Annotated in this window: 15 protein-coding genes; 7 read left to right on the top strand and 8 right to left on the bottom strand. The window is 53.3% G+C overall.

Annotation, left to right across the window (positions count from 1 at the left end; genetic code table 11):
* Window positions 1-2: 2 nt before the first annotated feature.
* Window positions 3-1,835 carry an acyclic terpene utilization AtuA family protein gene (locus DK507_RS08850; protein WP_109355998.1) on the bottom strand — a complete coding sequence of 611 codons (1,833 nt, stop codon included), beginning with the start codon at window positions 1,833-1,835 and terminating at the stop codon, window positions 3-5.
* Window positions 1,836-1,903: 68 nt separating this feature from the next.
* On the opposite strand from DK507_RS08850, the gene DK507_RS08845 reads away from it, so the two are divergent.
* Window positions 1,904-2,635 carry a TetR/AcrR family transcriptional regulator gene (locus DK507_RS08845; RefSeq protein WP_162558979.1) on the top strand — a complete coding sequence of 244 codons (732 nt, stop codon included), beginning with the start codon at window positions 1,904-1,906 and terminating at the stop codon, window positions 2,633-2,635.
* 58 nt (window positions 2,636-2,693) lie between these two features.
* Here the strand turns inward: DK507_RS08845 and DK507_RS08840 are convergent, their stop codons facing one another.
* The 3 genes from DK507_RS08840 to DK507_RS08830 all read right to left on the bottom strand — a co-directional run bounded on the left by DK507_RS08840 (window position 2,694) and on the right by DK507_RS08830 (window position 7,486).
* Complete coding sequence (locus tag DK507_RS08840; protein WP_109355996.1) at window positions 2,694-4,883, bottom strand: 3-hydroxyacyl-CoA dehydrogenase NAD-binding domain-containing protein; 2,190 nt, start codon at window positions 4,881-4,883, stop codon at window positions 2,694-2,696.
* 54 nt (window positions 4,884-4,937) lie between these two features.
* Window positions 4,938-6,152, bottom strand: a complete 1,215-nt coding sequence (locus DK507_RS08835) for an acetyl-CoA C-acetyltransferase (protein WP_109355995.1) — start codon at window positions 6,150-6,152, stop codon at window positions 4,938-4,940.
* A gap of 173 nt (window positions 6,153-6,325) precedes the next feature.
* The gene (locus DK507_RS08830) at window positions 6,326-7,486 is read right to left on the bottom strand and encodes an acyl-CoA dehydrogenase family protein (RefSeq protein WP_109355994.1); all 1,161 of its coding nucleotides are present in this window, start codon (window positions 7,484-7,486) and stop codon (window positions 6,326-6,328) included.
* 182 nt (window positions 7,487-7,668) lie between these two features.
* On the opposite strand from DK507_RS08830, the gene DK507_RS08825 reads away from it, so the two are divergent.
* Window positions 7,669-8,253 carry an NADPH-dependent FMN reductase gene (locus DK507_RS08825; RefSeq protein ID WP_109355993.1) on the top strand — a complete coding sequence of 195 codons (585 nt, stop codon included), beginning with the start codon at window positions 7,669-7,671 and terminating at the stop codon, window positions 8,251-8,253.
* Here the strand turns inward: DK507_RS08825 and DK507_RS08820 are convergent, their stop codons facing one another.
* The 3 genes from DK507_RS08820 to DK507_RS08810 form a co-directional block, all read right to left on the bottom strand.
* Window positions 8,254-9,270, bottom strand: coding sequence for an NAD-dependent epimerase/dehydratase family protein (locus tag DK507_RS08820; protein WP_254054313.1), 1,017 nt, complete (start codon window positions 9,268-9,270; stop codon window positions 8,254-8,256). It lies immediately after the preceding gene.
* Between the two features lie 91 nt (window positions 9,271-9,361).
* On the bottom strand, window positions 9,362-10,396 hold the full coding sequence (locus DK507_RS08815) for an adenosine deaminase (protein WP_109355992.1): 1,035 nt from the start codon (window positions 10,394-10,396) through the stop codon (window positions 9,362-9,364).
* Between the two features lie 2 nt (window positions 10,397-10,398).
* Complete coding sequence (locus tag DK507_RS08810; RefSeq protein WP_109355991.1) at window positions 10,399-11,001, bottom strand: phosphoribosyltransferase; 603 nt, start codon at window positions 10,999-11,001, stop codon at window positions 10,399-10,401.
* Window positions 11,002-11,139: 138 nt separating this feature from the next.
* On the opposite strand from DK507_RS08810, the gene DK507_RS08805 reads away from it, so the two are divergent.
* From DK507_RS08805 to DK507_RS08795, 3 genes are all read left to right on the top strand, one after another.
* Window positions 11,140-11,772 carry a glutathione S-transferase family protein gene (locus DK507_RS08805; protein ID WP_109355990.1) on the top strand — a complete coding sequence of 211 codons (633 nt, stop codon included), beginning with the start codon at window positions 11,140-11,142 and terminating at the stop codon, window positions 11,770-11,772.
* Window positions 11,773-11,886: 114 nt separating this feature from the next.
* Window positions 11,887-14,754 (top strand): TonB-dependent receptor, encoded by a 2,868-nt coding sequence (locus DK507_RS08800; protein WP_109355989.1) that lies wholly within the window; start codon window positions 11,887-11,889, stop codon window positions 14,752-14,754.
* A complete protein-coding gene (locus DK507_RS08795; RefSeq protein WP_109355988.1) occupies window positions 14,754-15,800 on the top strand; it encodes a phytase in 1,047 nt (348 codons plus the stop codon). The genes DK507_RS08800 and DK507_RS08795 overlap by 1 nt, the downstream gene beginning before the upstream one ends.
* A 15-nt stretch (window positions 15,801-15,815) precedes the next feature.
* On the opposite strand, the gene DK507_RS08790 is transcribed toward DK507_RS08795, so the two are convergent.
* Window positions 15,816-16,628, bottom strand: coding sequence for an amidohydrolase family protein (locus DK507_RS08790; protein ID WP_109355987.1), 813 nt, complete (start codon window positions 16,626-16,628; stop codon window positions 15,816-15,818).
* 117 nt (window positions 16,629-16,745) lie between these two features.
* On the opposite strand from DK507_RS08790, the gene DK507_RS08785 reads away from it, so the two are divergent.
* Together DK507_RS08785 and DK507_RS08780 are read left to right on the top strand one after the other, a co-directional pair.
* Window positions 16,746-17,126: a nuclear transport factor 2 family protein gene (locus DK507_RS08785; RefSeq protein WP_109355986.1), complete on the top strand. Its 381-nt coding sequence runs from the start codon at window positions 16,746-16,748 to the stop codon at window positions 17,124-17,126.
* A gap of 83 nt (window positions 17,127-17,209) precedes the next feature.
* A complete protein-coding gene (locus tag DK507_RS08780) occupies window positions 17,210-17,983 on the top strand; it encodes an SDR family oxidoreductase (protein WP_109355985.1) in 774 nt (257 codons plus the stop codon).
* Window positions 17,984-18,015 lie beyond the last annotated feature (32 nt).

The raw sequence follows: 18,015 nt of genomic DNA, 5'->3' as shown, positions 1-18,015 counted from the left end.
GGTCAAAGCGCCTTTGCCAAAGAAGATTGGAGTGATTGCGGAATTGAAACGGGAGCGGCGAGCAGGATCTGGGCATAGCTCTTACCCTGCGGATCATTGCGCATGGATGCAACCCCGCCGCCGCCGAGAATGTCGTGCAGCAGAAAATTGATCGCGCCGGTGCCGGGCATATAGAAACGCTCGACGTTGTCCGGCGCTTCGGGTTTCGCCAGGAAATGGGCGAAGCGTTCGTGCACTTTATCCTCGCCAAGCGCCGCCCAGATGTATGGCGCGAATTTCGGATCACGGGGCAATATGCCGATATTGGATTTGTCACCTTTGTCTCCGGACCGGCCCCACGCCAGAGCGATCAGGGGCACCTCTGTCATTAGCTCAGCGTTGCCAAGATGAGCAGGAGGATCAGGGCGCTGGATGGATGCGGTATCAAAAGCCGCTCCCTTGGCTTCAGCAAATTCTTGACTATCATCGCCTACCGTCACGGAAATCGAAACTTCCGATTTCGGCACCAGCAAGGAGAACAGCCGCACTACCGGGGAGGGCTTGGGTCTTCCACCAGCGAACAGCGCCAATCCCGGCGGCGTGGCGAGGCCCATGCCGGTTGCTTCCTTGAGCAGCAACATAGTTGCTTTCGGATCGCGATGTTTGACGCCGATTTTCAGAACCAGTTCGCGTGTTTCCGCAGCCTGTCCAAAGGCACCAAAATGACTGTCATCGCCCAGTGTCTCAATCAGCACCTCGTCAAAGTCACCGGCATTGGACGCGCGCAATTTGGCTTGTGTCCGCTTGAGAGCATTTTCGGCAAAGCTTTCCGCTTTTCTTTTCGCGTCCATGCCGATGAAGAAAAACGGCGCGACCATCTTCCAGCCATCGGAGTAGGTGGCACAGGTCTTGTAGCTGTCCGGTGCGACATGGCCGATGGCACCGGAAACGGCGACGCGATTATCGCCTATCTGCTCCAAAGTCACCGCGCTGAAATCGCAAACCACGTCTGGCAGCATATAGGCTTGTGGATCGCCGATTTCATAGAGCATCTGCTCGCCGATCGTGCCGATATTGACGATACCGCCTGTGCCTTGCGGTTTGGTGGCGATGAAGCTGCCGTTCCCGGAAATTTCGGCAATCGGGTAGCCGGCATTGTCCATGCTGTCCGCGATGCTTTCCCAGTCTGTGAAATTGCCACCGGTCGCTTGCGGCCCGCATTCCAATATGTGTCCGGCCAAGCTGGCGCCTGCCAGTTGGTCCAGATCATCACGACTCCAACCAAATTCATGGATGCAGGCTCCGAGTGTCACAGCGCTATCAACACAGCGACCGGTGATCACTATTTCTGCTCCCTGATCGAGAGCGGCTGCAATCGGAAAAGCACCGAGGTAGGCGTTGATGCTCGCGATGTTCTCCGGGTCTGGAAAAGTTTCGCCGGAAAACATTTCATGAGCGCCGGCAAAGTCCGCGGCACGGGCGGTCAGGTCATCGCCAGTCACCACGGCGACTTTAATATCCAGCCCGGCTTCTGCAATCACCTCGCGCACGGCCGCTGCACAGGCAACCGGATTGGTACCGCCAGCGTTGGAGATCAGCTTGATACCCTGTTTGGCGATAGCGCCAATATGCGGCCTGATCACTGCAGAGACGAAATCGGTCGCATAGCCGAGATCGGGATTTTTCGCCCGAGCCCGCGCCATGATCGACATGGTAATTTCCGCGAGATAATCGAAGACGATATAATCAAGACCGCTGCCATTCTCAGCCGCTTTCAAAAGCTGCGGCACCGCCATATCGGACTCGCCCCAGAAACCACTGGCTCCGCCAATCCGGATGATCTTGTCATTTGACACATCGAGTCTCCTATGGCTATTTGAATAGCACTCGGCATTTTCGAGTCAAGCTCAATAAGGGACAGGTTTTGACCACTAAAGCAGTCAATCCGGAGACACAGCGCGCCAAGCTGGAGCGCAAGGAGCGCGCTATTCTGGAAGCCGCGCGTGGCGTCTTTGTTGAGCATGGCTTTGATGGCGCACGCATGTCCGAAATTGCCCGCCGCGCCAGCATTGGTGAGGGGACCATCTATAGCTATTATGAATCCAAGGCGGAATTGATGCTGACGGTGCTGCAGCAATTTTGGGATGGCCTGACCTTGGAGGCTGAAGCTGTCATGGCGTCTAGCCAAGTGGATGGATTTTTTGAACGTTTACAGGCGCTGGCGGAATATCACCTGGGCACGGTGATCGCCAATGCGGACTTTATCAACCTGACCTTTGCCCTGCGTCGCAACAATAGCGAGGTCAGCGTGTCGCGGGATCATTTGCGGCACTATGTCGCGGTGTTTGACCAGTTGTTTCGGCGCGGACAGGATCGTGGTGAAATCCGTCAGGATGCTGTACTCTGGCAGGCGCGTGATGTGTTTTATGGCACGCTGGAATATAGCGCGCGGTCGATTGAAATGACGATGGATACAGACCGCACGGAGCGGCTGCAGGGACCCGTTGTGGATGAGATGATATCCCTGTTCCACAGCCATTATGCGGTGGCTCATGACACCATTGAAACCGACAGGGTGACGCTGGATAGCCTGTCGTCGAAACTGGATCAGCTTTCCGAACAATTTGACGCGCTTGCCAGACGGCTACCCCAATAAACGGCCCAATAAAAAAGGGCCCCTGAAGGAGCCCTTTCATTTCCGTTTGTAAGCTGGCTTATGCCGCTTTGTAAAAGCTCTCACCCGCATCCGCTTTTTCGCGGAAGCTCATCGGCGGCTTGAACCGCTCGCCATATTTCTGGGCGAGCATATCGGCGGTGCGCACGAAATTATCGACGCCGATCGTGTCGATATGGCTCATCGGGCCGCCGGTCCATGGTGCAAAGCCCCAGCCGAAGATCGCGCCAAGATCAGCAGATTGCGGATCGGAGACAACGCCTTCGTCGAAACATTGCGCTGTGGCAATCAGCTGGATGTACATCAAACGCTGTTTGACTTCTTCAACCGTTGGCTGGTCTTCGGCGAGCGGGAAATGCTCTTTCAGACCGGGCCAAAGTTTCTTGGAGCCATCATCGGCATATTCATAGAAGCCGCCACCAAAGCGACGACCGCGACGGTCGATCTTCTTGACCATCAGCTCCATCAGATCCTCGGTCCCGCTGGGAACATAGGCGTCTCCCATTTCTTCCTTGGTTGACGTCATGATGTCGTAACCGAGTTGCAAGGTCGTTTCGTCGACAATAGCCAGCGGACCGATCGGCATGCCCATGGATATCGCGGCATTTTCGATCAGCGCGGGGTTCACGCCTTCGGCCACCATCATGGTTGCTTCATTGGCATAAGGCGGGAAGACGCGGTTGGTATAGAACCCGCGGACATCTTTCACGACAATCGGTGTCTTGCGAATGCGCGCATTATAATCAAGCGCTACCGCCAAGGCCTTGTCACCAGTTTCTTCGCCGGGGATGATTTCCAGCAATGGCATTTTCTCAACCGGTGAGAAAAAGTGCATGCCGATAAATTGATCGGGGCGCTCACTGTTTTTCGCGAGACCCGTGATCGGAAGCGTGGAGGTGTTGGATGCGAAGACCACATCTTTGCCAATCACCGCTTCGGTTTTCTTGATAACATCGGCTTTTACGTCAGGACGTTCAAACACCGCTTCGATAATCAGATCGACATCTTTGAGATCGTCATAATTATCGGTCGGTGTGATCCGCGCCATGAAAGCATCGGCTTTTTCCTGTGTCATCTTGCCGCGCTTCACGCCTTTGTCGACAATCTTCTGGCTATAGTCGATCGCCTTTTGTGCTTCTTCCATATTGCGGTCGAGGACGATGACATTCATCCCGCCTTTGGCCGTGACATGGGTAATGCCCGAGCCCATCAGACCCGCGCCCAGGACACCAACAGTCTTGAGTTCGGTGGGCGGAACGCCTTCCGGACGCATCGCGCCTTTGTCCGCAGCCTGCTTGTTCACAAACAAAGTACGGATCATATTCTTGGCTTGCGGGCCGGACAGCAGCTTTGTGAAATATTTGCTTTCCACTTTGAGCGCGGTGTCAATTGGAAGCATTGAGCCTTCATAGAGGCAGGACAGGATCGCCTTGACCGCTTCATAATTGCCTTTGCTCTGTTTCAGCGCCATCGCGGATGAACCGAGGTAAAGAGGCACAGCGCGCGGGTCCATGGAACCGGCACCACCGGGGAATTTCCAGCCTTTCTTGTCCCAAGGAGCAGAAGCTTTCGGATTGGCTTTTACCCACTCTTTCGCTTTGGCAACAACGTCTTCAGCCGGGACGACTTCATCGACAATCTTCTGCGCAAGAGCGGCTTGCGGATTCATCGGCTGACCCATCATGATCGCCATGCCAGCAGCCTGCAATCCTGCAAGGCGCGGCAGACGCTGGGTTCCGCCGCCACCGGGCAACAGGCCAACCTGCACTTCGGGAAGGCCGAGTTGCAATTTCGGGTGATCGGCACAAACGCGGTAATGGCAGGCCAGTGCCAGTTCCAGACCGCCGCCCAGGGCCAGCCCGTTGATCGCGCAGGCAACCGGCTTTGCATGGGCCTTGCCTTTCAGCAGTTCTTTCGCGCTGTTGCCGCCAGTTTCCATCTTGCGTAAAATGGCGTTTAATCCCCAAGCCTGTTCAAACGCTTCTTTCATCGTTTCGGCCTTGGAAGAGCCAAGCATGTTGAGGTCGGCACCGGCGAGAAAACCGGATTTCTTGCCCGATGTGATCACCGCGCCTTTGATGCCGTCATTGGCAATCAGCTCATCAACGAATTTCGGGAAGTCAGCCATCAGGCCTTCGTTCCAGACGTTCATCGACTGGCCGGGAAGGTCGATAGTGACAAGAGCAATGCCGTCGCTGTCAATATCGACGGTGAGTGTTTCGTAAGTCATGAATTTTGTCCTGCTAAATATGGGATTGGAGTGATTGGAGGCTCTCGCCGCGCTCTAGTTCACTCGCTCAATGATGGTGGCAATGCCCATGCCGCCGCCGATGCACAGCGTCGACAAAGCGGTCTGCTTGTTCGAGCGTTCCAGCTCGTCCAGTACCGTGCCAAGGATCATCGCGCCCGTGGCGCCCAAAGGATGGCCCATGGCAATCGCGCCGCCATTTACATTGATATCGCTATGATCGACATTCATCGCCTCCATGAAGCGCAGGACCACGGCAGCAAATGCCTCGTTCAATTCCCATACGTCAATATCGCTGGCGTCCATGCCGGCACGCTTGAGTGCTTTTTGAGCCGCAAATTCAGGGCCCGTCAACATGATGGTTGGCTCTGATCCGATCGACGCCATGGATACAATCCGCGCACGCGGTTTCAGGCCATATTTTGTGCCTGCTTCTTCGTTGCCGATGAGGACGGCTGCTGCACCATCAACAATACCGGAGCTGTTACCGGCATGGTGGACGTGATTCATTTTCTCGACATCGGGATGCTTCAGGATCGCGACATCGTTAAAGCCGGGCATCTGCTCACCCATCATCTGGAAAGCGGGGTTGAGTGAACCCAAAGACTGCATGTCGGTTTCGGGGCGCATCAACTCGTCATGGTCGAGAACGGTTTCGCCAATGACGTCCTTGATTGGCAGGATCGATTTTTCGAAACGCTTTTCTTCCCAGCTTTTGCCAGCGCGTTTCTGGCTTTCCACAGCGTAAGCGTCAACATCATCACGGCTATAGCCATATTTGGTGGCGATCAGATCGGCGGAAATACCCTGCGGCACGAAATATTCCTGAAAAACGAGGGTGGGGTCAGCCATGCCGCCCAAACCGTCGCTGCCCATCGGGATACGGGACATGGACTCAACGCCGCCGCCAACGGCCAGATCCGCTTCGCCCGATTTAACCTTGCCGGCTGCGATATTTACGGCTTCGAGGCCAGAACCGCAGAATCGGTTAACCTGAATGGCCGAAGTGGTGTCGGCATAGCCTGCTTTGAGTGCGGCCATACGGCTGATCACGGCACCCTGTTCGCCAACGGGGGAGACACAGCCATAAGCAATATCTTCGACTTCATGACCGTCCAGTTCGTTGCGGTCATTGACCGAAGCAAGCACCTGGGATGCAAGATCAAGAGCGGTGATTTCGTGCAAGCTGCCGTCGCTGCGGCCTTTCCCGCGCGGGCTGCGCACAGCGTCATAAATATAGGCTTCGGTCATGCGATATTCCTTATTTTGAAAAAATCTGAACTATTAAGTGCATAGTTAATGTTGCGCTGCAGCACAGTCAAGCAGTTTACGTAAACGTCAATCAAGAAAGAGGGCGACTCGCCTTGCCCTTCTTCTGCTTCCGACCAGTCTAGCCGGGCTCAAGAGCTATTCAAGCCAGAAGCCTATTCAAGGATGCTTTGATATTTCTGGCTGAAGACATCACGGCCGACAATGTAGCGCATGATCTCGCTACTACCGGCATAAACCCGGCTCATCCGCGCATCGGTGAAAATGCGGCTGATCTCATATTCCTTCATATAGCCCGCGCCGCCATGCAATTGCAGACCCAGATCGGCCATTTCCCATTCAATCTCACTACCCAGCATCTTGCCCTTGGCCGCAATATTGGCGTTAAGGCCGCCTTGATTATGCACCTCGACGCAATGGTCGATATAGACTTGCAGCATATCGATCTTGGCATCCATCTCGGCCATTTTAAACTGCGTATTCTGCATGTCTGACAGCTTCTTGCCAAACACATCGCGTTCCATGACAAATTCCCGCGTCACGTCAAAAGCCCGCCGCGCGGACGCGCCATAACCGACCATACCGATCAGTCGTTCCTCGGCCAAACCTTCCATCAGATGGATAAAGCCTTTTCCCGGTGTACCGAGCTGATTTTCCTTTGGAATTTTGACGTTATTAAAAAATAGCTCCGCCGTGTCCTGCGCATGCAGACCGATTTTTTCCAGATTCTGGCCGCGTTCAAAACCTTCCATGCCGCGCTCGACAATCAGCAACACCATTGCATGCTTGTCGTCGACGCCCGCTATTTTTGCTGCAACGATTACCACGTCCGCGTTAATGCCGTTGGAGATATAGGTTTTGGAGCCGTTCAGCACCCAGTGATCGCCATTATCGGTGGCGGTTGTCTTCATGCCGGACAAGTCACTGCCAGCGCCAGGCTCGGTCATGGCGACGGCGAGGATGGTTTCGCCACTGACGCATTTGGGCAGGAAGCGTTCGCGCTGTTCCTCGTTTCCGATATTCTTGAAATAGGGGCCAACCAAACGGCTATGCAGCGTATTATACCATTCGGCGCAGCCCGCCCGGGTGGTTTCCTCAATAATAATTTGCTCATAGCGGAAATCATTGTCACCCATGCCGCCATATTTTTCATCCGGCCAGATCATCAGGAAGCCCTGATCACCGGCTTTCTTGAAAATTTCGCGGTCGACTATGCCTGCTTCGCGAAATTCGTCCATGCGCGGAGCAACTTCATCAGCCAGAAAGCGGCGATAAGCATCGCGGAACATATGCTGTTCTTCGGTAAATTTACGCATGGGAGGAATCCTTCGAATTTATCTGATAAGCGCCAATATGGCCGTCAAGCGCGATATCGAATCGGCTTTAACCGGTCAATTAAAACATGGTCCGGACACTGGCTGCAACCCGTATTTTTTGCCATGAGCGCTGATCCCAGTTGGTCGTTGCAATTATTTGAAAAGCCTTGTTAAGAGGTTCAATGGCGAAAAATGAAGACAGACCATTCATATTGGGCCTTGGCGGCACAACCAATCCGCACAGCTCGACCGAACAGGCATTGGCCATCGCCCTGAAGACCGCTTCGGAAGCCGGTGCTGAGACAGAATTGTTCGGATCGGAGCGGCTTTGCGCTCTTCCGCATTATCTTTCGGATCCTGCCGGACTCAATGAAACCGGTAAGGCGCTTGTAGAATCCGTCCGCCGAGCTGATGGGATCATATTGGCCAGTCCCGGTTATCATGGGACCATCTCGGGTCTGGTCAAAAACGCCGTTGATTATATTGAGGAAACGGCGGGTGATGACCGGGTCTATCTGGATGGCCTGCCCGTCGGATTGATTGTTACCGCCTATGGCTGGCAAGCGACGGGTTCAACCTTGGCGGCGATGCGTTCGATTGTTCATGCGCTGCGCGGCTGGCCGACACCGCTTGGTGTGGGGATCAATGCGTCCGGCGGAATATTCAAAGACGGACTATGTACGGATGAAAGCGTGAACGAGCAGCTCCACCTTGTCGCCCAACAGGTTATGCGTGGTTCGCACCGGAGAGAATATCTCGATCAATAATTATTCCGGCGGTGAATTGCCGTAAAAGTCGCGATACCAGCTGACAAAGCGCTTTAAGCCGTCTTCCAGCATGACCTCCGGTTCATAGCCCGTCAGCGCATGCAGTTTCGACACATCGGCATAGGTTGCGGTGACGTCTCCGGGCTGCATGGGACGCATAATTTTTTCCGCTTCCATGCCCAGTGCCTGCTCCAGCGCTTCGATCATCTCCATCAGACCGACGGGCCGGCTGTCACCGATATTCAAGACCCGGTGTTCGCCAGAGGCTGGCGGATTGTCCAAAGACCCCAATATACCATCAACAATATCGTCAACATAGGTGAAGTCCCGGGCCATTTTGCCTTCGCCATAAACTTCGATGGGCTCGCCAGCGAGGATCTTTTTGGTGAATCCGAAATAGGCCATATCTGGCCGGCCCCATGGCCCGTAGACGGTGAAAAACCGCAGGCCGGTTTGCGGAAAGCCGTAAAGCTTTGCATAGGATGCGCTCATCAATTCGCAGGAGCGTTTGGTCGCTGCATAAAGTGACACAGGATCAACAGCGGGTTCTTCTTCTACAAAACCCTCGCCGCCCATCGGTTTGTCGCCATAGACAGAGCTGGATGACGCATAGACCAGATGTTCAAAATCCGGCGCATGGCGGCTGGCCTCCAGCAGGCTTAAATGTCCTTCCAGATTCGATTTTTGATACGCGAATGGATTGTCGATGCTATAACGCACACCGGCCTGGGCGGCGAGATGGATAATGCGCTTCACGGCATGTTCTTGCACCAGTTTGCTGACACCATCGGCACCGGAGACATCCAGTTCCGCAAATTGAAACCCTGGCAATTGCTGCAAATTTTCAAGCCGTGCCGCTTTTAGCTTCGGATCATAATAATCATTCAGATTATCGATACCGATGACGCTCTCTCCCCGCGCGATCAGTTGTTGAGAAACCGCGTGGCCGATAAATCCCGCTGCGCCGGTAACCAGTACGGCATCAGAACGACACAATTTATCACCCATTTGGCTCATAAGTTCATTCCTCAATCATTCAGGATCATCGTTCTGCGCAGTAACAGCAAAAAACAAAGATTTCCAATGGAGTAACTTCGATTCAGCCCATTTATCCATCAAATTGCAAAACATAGTCATCAATATGACGGAGGGATTGCGCAATGGTTTCCTCGTCGAGAAACGAACCGCGGAAGCTGTTTTTAGCCAGCGCGACAATGTCATCCTTATCAAGGTCCAGGGCAGACGCCGTTGCCTCGTAATTATCATTCAGATATCCGCCGAAATAGGATGGGTCGTCGGAATTGACGGTGGCACGCAGGCCAAGGTCCAGCATCTTCTTCAGCGGATGGTCTTTGAGATCATCAACAACGCATAGTGACAGATTGGACAACGGACAGACAGTTAGCGTCATTTGACTGTCTTGCAGTCTTTGAACAAGCCGAGGATCTTCCAATGACCGGTTGCCGTGGTCCATGCGCTCTATCTTCAAAATGTCGAGGGCTTCCCAGACATAGTCCGGTGGCCCTTCTTCGCCGGCATGGGCCACTGCCTTGAGGCCAAGGGCTTTAGCTTTGGCAAAGACCTTTGCAAATTTGGAAGGTGGATGACCCAGTTCGGATGAATCAAGCCCAACCCCAGCGATTCTATCTAGATAAGGCGTTGCCTCGCCAAGCGTTGCGAGCGCATCCTCCTCGCTCAAGTGACGCAGGAAGCACATGATCAGCTGTGATGATAGCTGCAGGTCCGATTGTGCATCGTCCATGGCGCGCAATATGCCGTCTATTGCGGTTGAAAAGGCGATCCCGCGCTCGGTATGACCCTGCGGATCAAAAAATATCTCGGCATGGATTGCATTATCAGTGTGGATACGCTGAAAATAGGCCATGGTCAGGTCATAGAAATCCTGTTCGGTGCGCAGGACATTCATTCCCTGATAATAGATATCCAGGAAATCCTGCAGATTTGAGAAGGCATAGGCCTTGCGCACTTCTTCGGCCGAAGCAAAGGGTATGTCGATGGCGTTGCGCTGCGCCAGCGCAAACATCATTTCCGGTTCAAGCGATCCTTCAATATGCAGATGCAGTTCGGCTTTCGGAATACCGGCAATGAAGGCTTGACGCTGTTCGGGGGATGCAAAAGACATATCTAGCTCTTTATCATGACAGGGTTGGGGATTTCTTCTTCATCAAAAATGACCGCGGCATCCGATTTATTTGCGCATATTTCTTCTTTGGTCAGTCCATCCAGCTCATGCGGAAAGATCAACCAGTCCTCGGTTTCGTGAATGAAGAAATCGGGCTTCAGAGCCGTCTTGTTACGCGAAGGCTTACTATAGACCGTGGCTACCCGAACATCCTTCGGCATATTATGGCGGCATCGCTCTCCAAGTTCTTTGAGGAACGCTTCGATGCTTCGGCCACTGTCAAACACATCATCGACAATCAGCAAATTATCTTCCGGATTGAGCGTATCGATCAAATAGCCGAGCGCAAATACCCGCACGGATCGTTCCTGTTTATCAATACCGGAATAGGAAGATGTCCTTATGGCAATATGATCCGTCGAGACGCCGTGGAATTCCAATATCTCCTGCACCGCAATGCCGACCGGTGCACCGCCGCGCCAGATGCCGACAATATGAGTTGGCGAAAAATCGCTTTTCAATATCTGCATGCCCAGCCGAAAGCTGTCCGACAGCAAGGCGTCGGCAGTGATATATGTTTTTGTGATGGGTGTTTCTGAGACCATATTGATCACATTCTCCGGCTGCCTTTGGGAACGCTATCACGAACAAAATCCTAGGATATTACCGCATTAGCATTATGCAGGGAGACAAGTAGCCGCTGTTTTACACATGTTAAACCCATATTTCCCGGAGAGCTGAAAATGACACTGATCGTCCACCATCTTAACAATAGCCGGTCCCAGCGGATATTATGGCTGCTTGAGGAGATCGGCCGCCCTTATGAGATTCGCCACCATCAGCGTGATACCGAGACCAATTTGGCACCGCCCAGCCTGACCGCGCTGCACCCGCTGGGCAAATCACCGATGATTGAAGATGACGGACGCATGATCATCGAATCGGGCGCGATTGTCGAACATATCTGTGCGCATCACGGCGGCGGGCAATATGTGCCAGAGCGCGGGACGGATGACTATGTTCGTCATCTTGAACTGATGCATTTTGCCGAGGGTTCGGCAATGACGCCAATTTTACTGAACCTCTATGTGGGTCGGCTGGAAGAGGCCGGTGCGCCTTTGATGCCGCGGATCAACGAACAGCTGACCAGCCATTTTGACTTCATGGAAAACGAACTCAGCCCGTCGGGTCATTTTATTGGCGATAGCCTCAGCGCTGCAGACGTCATGCTCAGCTTCCCGGCAGAAGTGGCTATCGCTCAGGGCAGAGCCGAGACACATCCGAAGCTGGCCGCATTTGTTAAGGAATTACAATCGCGCCCAGCCTATCAAAAAGGTCTTGAGAAAGGCGGAGAATATAGCTTCGCCTCAGGCTGACGTTTGTGAGAACATAAAACTGCAATAGCACCGTCACAGCAGAGTCACGAACAACGCATATTTTTGGAACAAGCAGTCCCTAGGGCACCCTGAAATCGAGGGAGTTCTTAATATATGCCTGCACAAAAAAATATCCGCCGCCTTGCCGTTTACTCAGCGCTGTTTGCCACCGCAGCCATGCCGGTGACGGCTTGGGCGGGGACGATTGTCGGTACGGTCAGCGATCCAAGCGAAACCCGCGGTTTGCAATCCGCGCAGGTGCGGATTGTGGAGCTGGACCGGACGGCGACAACCGGCCGTGACGGCAGCTATCGCTTTCCCGATGTTCCTGCGGGCAGCTACACGCTTGAAACACGCTATGTCGGGGCAGATACGATCCAGACTCGCGTCACGGTTTCTGACACAGGTCTGAACCGTGCAGATATCGTTCTGCGAGCCGGTGAAAACAATGAGATATTGGTGATCGGACAAAGTGCGAACCAGGCGAGCGCCTTGTCCCGCAAGCGTGAGGCCGACGGGGTTTCATCCGTTCTGACGCGCGATGCGATCGGACAGTTTCCGGACCAGAATGTTGCCGAATCGCTGCGCCGTTTGCCGGGTCTCAATGTGCTCAATGACCAGGGCGAGGGGCGTTTTGTATCGGTTCGCGGCCTGGACCCCAGCTTGAACAGTTCGTCGTTGAATGGCGTTCGCATTCCCTCGCCCGAGGATGACGTCCGGTCGGTGGCGCTGGATGTTATTTCCAGTGACCTGATTGAATCGATCGAAGTCAAAAAATCGCTGACACCGGATATGGATGGCGACACGATCGGGGCTTCTATCGAGATTAATACGGTCAGTGCTTTTGACCGCAAAACGGACCTGCTCACGGCGAAAGTGGAGGGCAGTTATAATGATTATTCAGGGGAGGTTACGCCGAAAGCGAGCGTCGATTTTTCGACGCGGCTGACAGATGACATCGGCATTGCGGGCGGCTTCTCTTATTATAATCGCGAGTTCGAGACGGATAATATTGAAGCCGAAGGTTGGGACATAAATGACGACGGTGTGGTCTATGCCGATGAAGTTCAATATCGCGACTATGATGTCGAGCGCGAACGGATCAGCGCGTCGCTTTCTCTTGATTTCCGCGCGAGCGACAGCACCGAACTTTATGTTCGCGGCGTCTACAGTCAGTTTGACGATCAGGAATTTCGTCGGCGTACGACTTTCAAATTGGACGAAGAGGCGAGTAGCGGCGACGCGAACGGTGCTTTGTTTGATGATGCCGATGGTGAAATAGAGATTGAGCGGGACAATAAGGATCGCTTTGAAAGTCAAAAAATCCGTTCTGTAATCTTGGGCGGCAAGACCGAAACCGGACCATGGAAAATTGAATATTCCGGCAGTTGGGCCAAGTCGAGCGAGCGTGAAGATGGTTCAGTAGATCCCACGACATTCTCGAATGATTTTGATGGTGACGGCGTCAGTATCCTGTTTGACTATAGCGATGACCGGACACCGTTTTTCAGCTATCCTACGGGATCGGCTCTGGCCAATGATGCGAGTATCTACGCGCTGGACGATGTTGAGCTGACAGCTCTTTCGGACTCACAAGACGAAGAATTTGCCGCCCGTCTCGACGTGTCACATGTTTTCGCAATGGGCAGCGGTGAATTCACTGTGCAAGGCGGCGTTAAAGGTCGTTGGCGTGAAAAGAGTTTCGATAAAGATGTCGATTTTTATGAAGATGGCAGCGGAAACTACTTTCTCGATGATGTGCTGGGAGAGCAAACCTATCGCTTGACCGGCCTCGGGCCATTTACCAGTCGTCGGGGCCCGACGGAATATTTCCGGGCCAATTTTGGTGATTTTGAGTTGCAGGAAATTGACAGCCAGTTTGACTCTGCTGTCTCCGATTATGTCAATCAGGAAGATATTTACGCAGGCTATTTGCTGGGCCGCTGGGACAGTGACAAGCTGAGGGTTATTGGCGGTGTTCGCTTTGAGCGGACCGAAAATGATATCTCGGCCAACACTGTGACCTTGGGTGAAGAGGGTGCAACTGTAGATGGGGTAGAGCTGACCGATGACACTGTCTTCGTGACGCCTAATAATTTCACCCGCAGCTATGATGACTGGCTGCCGAGCCTGAACATTCGTTTTGAACCACAGCGCAATCTGGTGCTGCGTGCTGCCGGATATCGCAGCGTGGTCCGACCGAATCTGCAGGATCTGGCGCCCCGTTTTGCGGTGGAGCAAAATGATGATGATGAACGGGAAGGCGAATTTGGTAATCCTGACCTTCTTCCTTACGAGGCCTGGAATTTTGACGCTTCGGCTGAATATTATTTCAGCTCCAACGGTGCGATTACGGCCAATGTCTTTTACAAGGATATCAAGAATTTTATTGTCGATAGTTTCAACGAAGCCGAAGAAGACGCAGACGGTAATTTGATTCCGCTTTTTTATCAGGGCATTCCTTATACGGAAGCCGTGATTCCGGTTAATGGGCCAAGCGCCGAAGTATTCGGATTTGAGTTTGGATTTGCGCAAGCCTTTACCTTCCTGCCCGGTCCGCTCGATGGCCTGCTTTTCAATTTCAACTACACCTATACGGATGCAGCCGGATCGGTTTTTGCCGAACCCAACAGCACGGCGACCAGAGACATACCACTGCCAAGCAGTTCCAAACACACGTTTAATGCGGTTCTGGGCTATGAAAAAGGGCCGGTAAATTTCCGGCTCGCGGGCACATACCGCGATCGTTATCTGGATGAACTTGGGGCCGAGGCCAGCGAAGACCGCTATGTCGACAATCACTTCCAGCTGGATGCCAGTATCAAATTCAAACTGACCAAGAACATCCGGCTATTCGGGGAGTGGATTAACATCAACAACGCCAAGTTTTTTGCCTATCAAAATTTCGACACACGCAAACGGCTGCTGCAATATGAAGAATATGGTTCGACATTCAAATTCGGCGCGAAGGTGAATTTCTGATGCGGCGGTTGGGAAAGGCCCTTTTGGTCGGCAGCTGTTTCTTCGCTGGTGCTTGCAGCGAACAGGCTGCTCCAAGTCTGGATGTTACCGCTGTGCCAGCTGTCGCAGAAACCGAAAGCGTTGGCACGGTCGGCGATGATGCGGCCGATGATCCGGCCATCTGGCGAAATCCGAACAATCCAGCGCAGAGCCTGATCATTGGGACGGACAAAAAGGCCGGCATCCATATTTATGATCTGAAGGGACAACAAAAATCATTCCTTGCAGCTGATGCCTTGAATAATGTTGATATCAGAACGGTGTCTTCCGCATCCGGTGACGTGATCCTGGTCGGTGCCAGTGATCGTAGTGATCGCACGCAACCTCGGCTCGCGCTCTACACGCTGGATAGCGAAAACATAAAATTGAACGCGCTGACCAATATCGCAGTGGGCACGGGCGAAGCATATGGGTTCTGCTTTGGCCTGTTGGGCGATAGCGATTTGCGTGCTTTCATCGTGACCAAAGAAGGCAGCATCATCGATATGTCTGTCGGGCTTTCAAAAGCCATGCCGACTGTTAACGTAAACCGTACTTTCAAACTGGCAACACAGCCGGAAGGCTGCGTGGTCGATGATCGTACGGGCATGCTCTATGTTGGCGAGGAAAACGTTGGCATCTGGTCGTTCGATCTCAAGCAGGACGCGCCTCAGCCGGTTCGGTTTGCTGTGCTGAAGGCGGGTGAATTGACCGCTGATGTTGAAGGTCTGGCGCTGGCTCCGGAGGGTGCATCCGGCGGCTATTTGCTGGCGTCGAGCCAGGGCGACAACAGCTACGCGATTTATGACCTTGAAAGCGGTGTGTTTCGAGCACGTTTTGCGGTTGAAGATGGTGTCATAGACACGACATCAGATACGGATGGCATTGAGCTGATCCTTGGCGATTTTGGCCCGGACTATCCCGGCGGGCTTTTTGTTGCACAGGATGGTGACAATGGTGAAGGCACGCAGAATTTCAAACTCTTGTCCTGGGACGCTATTCGCAAGTCTTTGAATCTTTATCCATAATGCCTTGGATACCGGTTAGAGATTGAACACGCGGCGGGCATTGCCAAACAGAAAGGCATCCTCTTGTTCACGGGAAAGGCCGAGCTGATCCAGATGCTGCAGGCACTGTTCTGGAGAAAGCATGGGCCAGTTCGTTCCGAACATTACCCGCTTGGACCCGATCCCCTTCATGAAGCTGACAAAGTCGCCGGGAAGACGATGAACGGCATAAGCCGACGTATCGACATGGAAATTGGGAAACTTGATGGTTAGCGATGTTAGTTCGTCAATCCATGGAAAGCCGACATGACCCCCCACGACGATCAGCTCCGGAAAGTCCAGTAAGACATCTTCAAGATAGGGAATGGGGCGCCCTGTTTCTGATCGCAGCAGCGGCCCGGTATGCCCGACCTGCGTGCAGAACGGTACGCCAAGATCAACACAGGCCGCATAAACGGGATAATAACGGCGGTCATTGGGCGGCAGATCCCACAACCATGGCACTACACGAACGCCGACAAATTTTTCACCATCCACCCATTTGCGGATATCCCGGACGGCCTGCATCGGATTGCTGAGATCAACGGTCGCAAGGCCACGAAACCGATCCGGCGCGCTGTCGATTTGATCACTTACTTCCTCATTGCTGATCAGCGAGCCCTGCGGTCCATGCCAGGCCGACAAAAGAGAGATATCCACGCCCGCTGCGTCCATTGCCCGCAAGGTGGACTCGGTGGACGGGATGAGTGGATCCCCGGACTGACCTGTCCACCTTAGCAAGGTCTCCAGCCATGGAGCCTTGGCCATCCGCTCCGTTGTCATCTGCGCCCAGACATCAATCGCGCCCATATCAATCTCCTCTTGCAATAAACTACACACATGTAGTAATTAGATGTGAGTAAAATTGTCAACATGAAAAAAACGCCGCTATGATTGGGCGGAGAGATTGGGAATGAAAGGTTCGTAATGCCAAGCCGCAAGAGAGTTGAGCAGTTTATTCACGCCGTGGTGCATGGGGATCATGCCCAGGCCATAAAAGATTTTTATCATGCAGATGCAACGATGCAGGAAAATTGCGAGCCACCACGCCGCGGTCGCGACAATCTGATTGCGCATGAAAGACAAGCGATGGGCCGGTTGCAAGAGATGAAAACACATCCACCTGAAACGGTGCTGGTGGATGGTGATGACGTGATTATCATGTGGACATTTGATGCAACGGACAAACAAGGCGTGACGCGCAGGCTCAATGAAATTTCTCATCAGGTCTGGTCCGCTGATGGCATCATGAAAGAGCGGTTTGTCTATGACAGTGCAACCGCCTGGCAAATTGTTGAACCGGCTTGATCAGAAAAGCCAATCGCGGTCTGTTTATTTCCGAAGCCATCCTCTAACGTCCTGAGAAACAGTTTGAACAGGACATCGGATTTATGAATCTCAAAGACAAAATCATCGTTATCACGGGAGCGGCAAGCGGTATCGGGGCCGCTATGGCGCGGCGCTTTGCTGCTGTGGGCGCCAAGCATGTTGTATGTGCCGACCGGGACGTTGCGGGCGCGCAATCCGTTGCCACTGAAATTGACGGAACGGCGATACAGACGGATGTGTCTTTGGAAGCTGATATCACATCTCTTATTGAGACTGTCGAGCGGGACATTGGTCCAATTGACCTGTTTGTGTCCAACGCCGGGATTATCATGGAGGGCGGCGTCGAGGTCGGCGACGATGGCTGGCAGAAAATCTGGGACATTAATGTACTTGCACATATTCGTGCCGCCCGTACCCTCGTTCCAAAAATGCTGGCCCGCGGCGGCGGGTATATTTTGAGCACCGCCTCTGCGGCCGGACTGCTCGCACAAATTGGTTCAGCTCCTTATTCCGTCACCAAACATGCGGCAGTCAGTTTTGCCGAATGGCTTGCGATCACTCACGGAGATGACGGGCTGAAAGTATCGGTGCTTTGTCCGCAAGGCGTGGCAACGGCAATGACGGCCGATATTGATACGTCAACGGTAGCGAAAGACGGTATGCTGACAGCCGAAGCGGTTGCGCAGACCACATTGGATGCCATTGAAGAAGAACGCTTTTTGATCCTGCCGCACCCGCAAGTAGCCGACTATATCAAGCAAAAGGGCAGTGACCCGGAGCGCTGGATTTCAGGCATGCAAAGATGGCAAGCAATGCTGACCGAGCAGGCATCCTAACACTAATGTCCTGATAAAATGGAGCATTGGGC

Origin of the sequence: Sphingorhabdus sp. EL138 (assembly GCF_900258045.1) — a bacterium.
Lineage (GTDB): Bacteria > Pseudomonadota > Alphaproteobacteria > Sphingomonadales > Sphingomonadaceae > Parasphingorhabdus.
This window is presented reverse-complemented; position numbering and strand designations above follow the sequence as displayed.

What these genes read in the sequence shown, in the direction of transcription:
- DK507_RS08840 (WP_109355996.1), bottom strand. Translation starts at nt 4,883, where the DNA reads ATGACTTACGAAACACTCACCGTCGATATTGACAGCGACGGCATTGCT.
- DK507_RS08835 (WP_109355995.1), bottom strand. Translation starts at nt 6,152, where the DNA reads ATGACCGAAGCCTATATTTATGACGCTGTGCGCAGCCCGCGCGGGAAA.
- DK507_RS08830 (WP_109355994.1), bottom strand. Translation starts at nt 7,486, where the DNA reads ATGCGTAAATTTACCGAAGAACAGCATATGTTCCGCGATGCTTATCGC.
- DK507_RS08825 (WP_109355993.1), top strand. Translation starts at nt 7,669, where the DNA reads ATGGCGAAAAATGAAGACAGACCATTCATATTGGGCCTTGGCGGCACA.
- DK507_RS08820 (WP_254054313.1), bottom strand. Translation starts at nt 9,270, where the DNA reads ATGAGCCAAATGGGTGATAAATTGTGTCGTTCTGATGCCGTACTGGTT.
- DK507_RS08815 (WP_109355992.1), bottom strand. Translation starts at nt 10,396, where the DNA reads ATGTCTTTTGCATCCCCCGAACAGCGTCAAGCCTTCATTGCCGGTATT.
- DK507_RS08810 (WP_109355991.1), bottom strand. Translation starts at nt 11,001, where the DNA reads ATGGTCTCAGAAACACCCATCACAAAAACATATATCACTGCCGACGCC.
- DK507_RS08805 (WP_109355990.1), top strand. Translation starts at nt 11,140, where the DNA reads ATGACACTGATCGTCCACCATCTTAACAATAGCCGGTCCCAGCGGATA.
- DK507_RS08800 (WP_109355989.1), top strand. Translation starts at nt 11,887, where the DNA reads ATGCCTGCACAAAAAAATATCCGCCGCCTTGCCGTTTACTCAGCGCTG.
- DK507_RS08795 (WP_109355988.1), top strand. Translation starts at nt 14,754, where the DNA reads ATGCGGCGGTTGGGAAAGGCCCTTTTGGTCGGCAGCTGTTTCTTCGCT.
- DK507_RS08790 (WP_109355987.1), bottom strand. Translation starts at nt 16,628, where the DNA reads ATGGGCGCGATTGATGTCTGGGCGCAGATGACAACGGAGCGGATGGCC.
- DK507_RS08785 (WP_109355986.1), top strand. Translation starts at nt 16,746, where the DNA reads ATGCCAAGCCGCAAGAGAGTTGAGCAGTTTATTCACGCCGTGGTGCAT.
- DK507_RS08780 (WP_109355985.1), top strand. Translation starts at nt 17,210, where the DNA reads ATGAATCTCAAAGACAAAATCATCGTTATCACGGGAGCGGCAAGCGGT.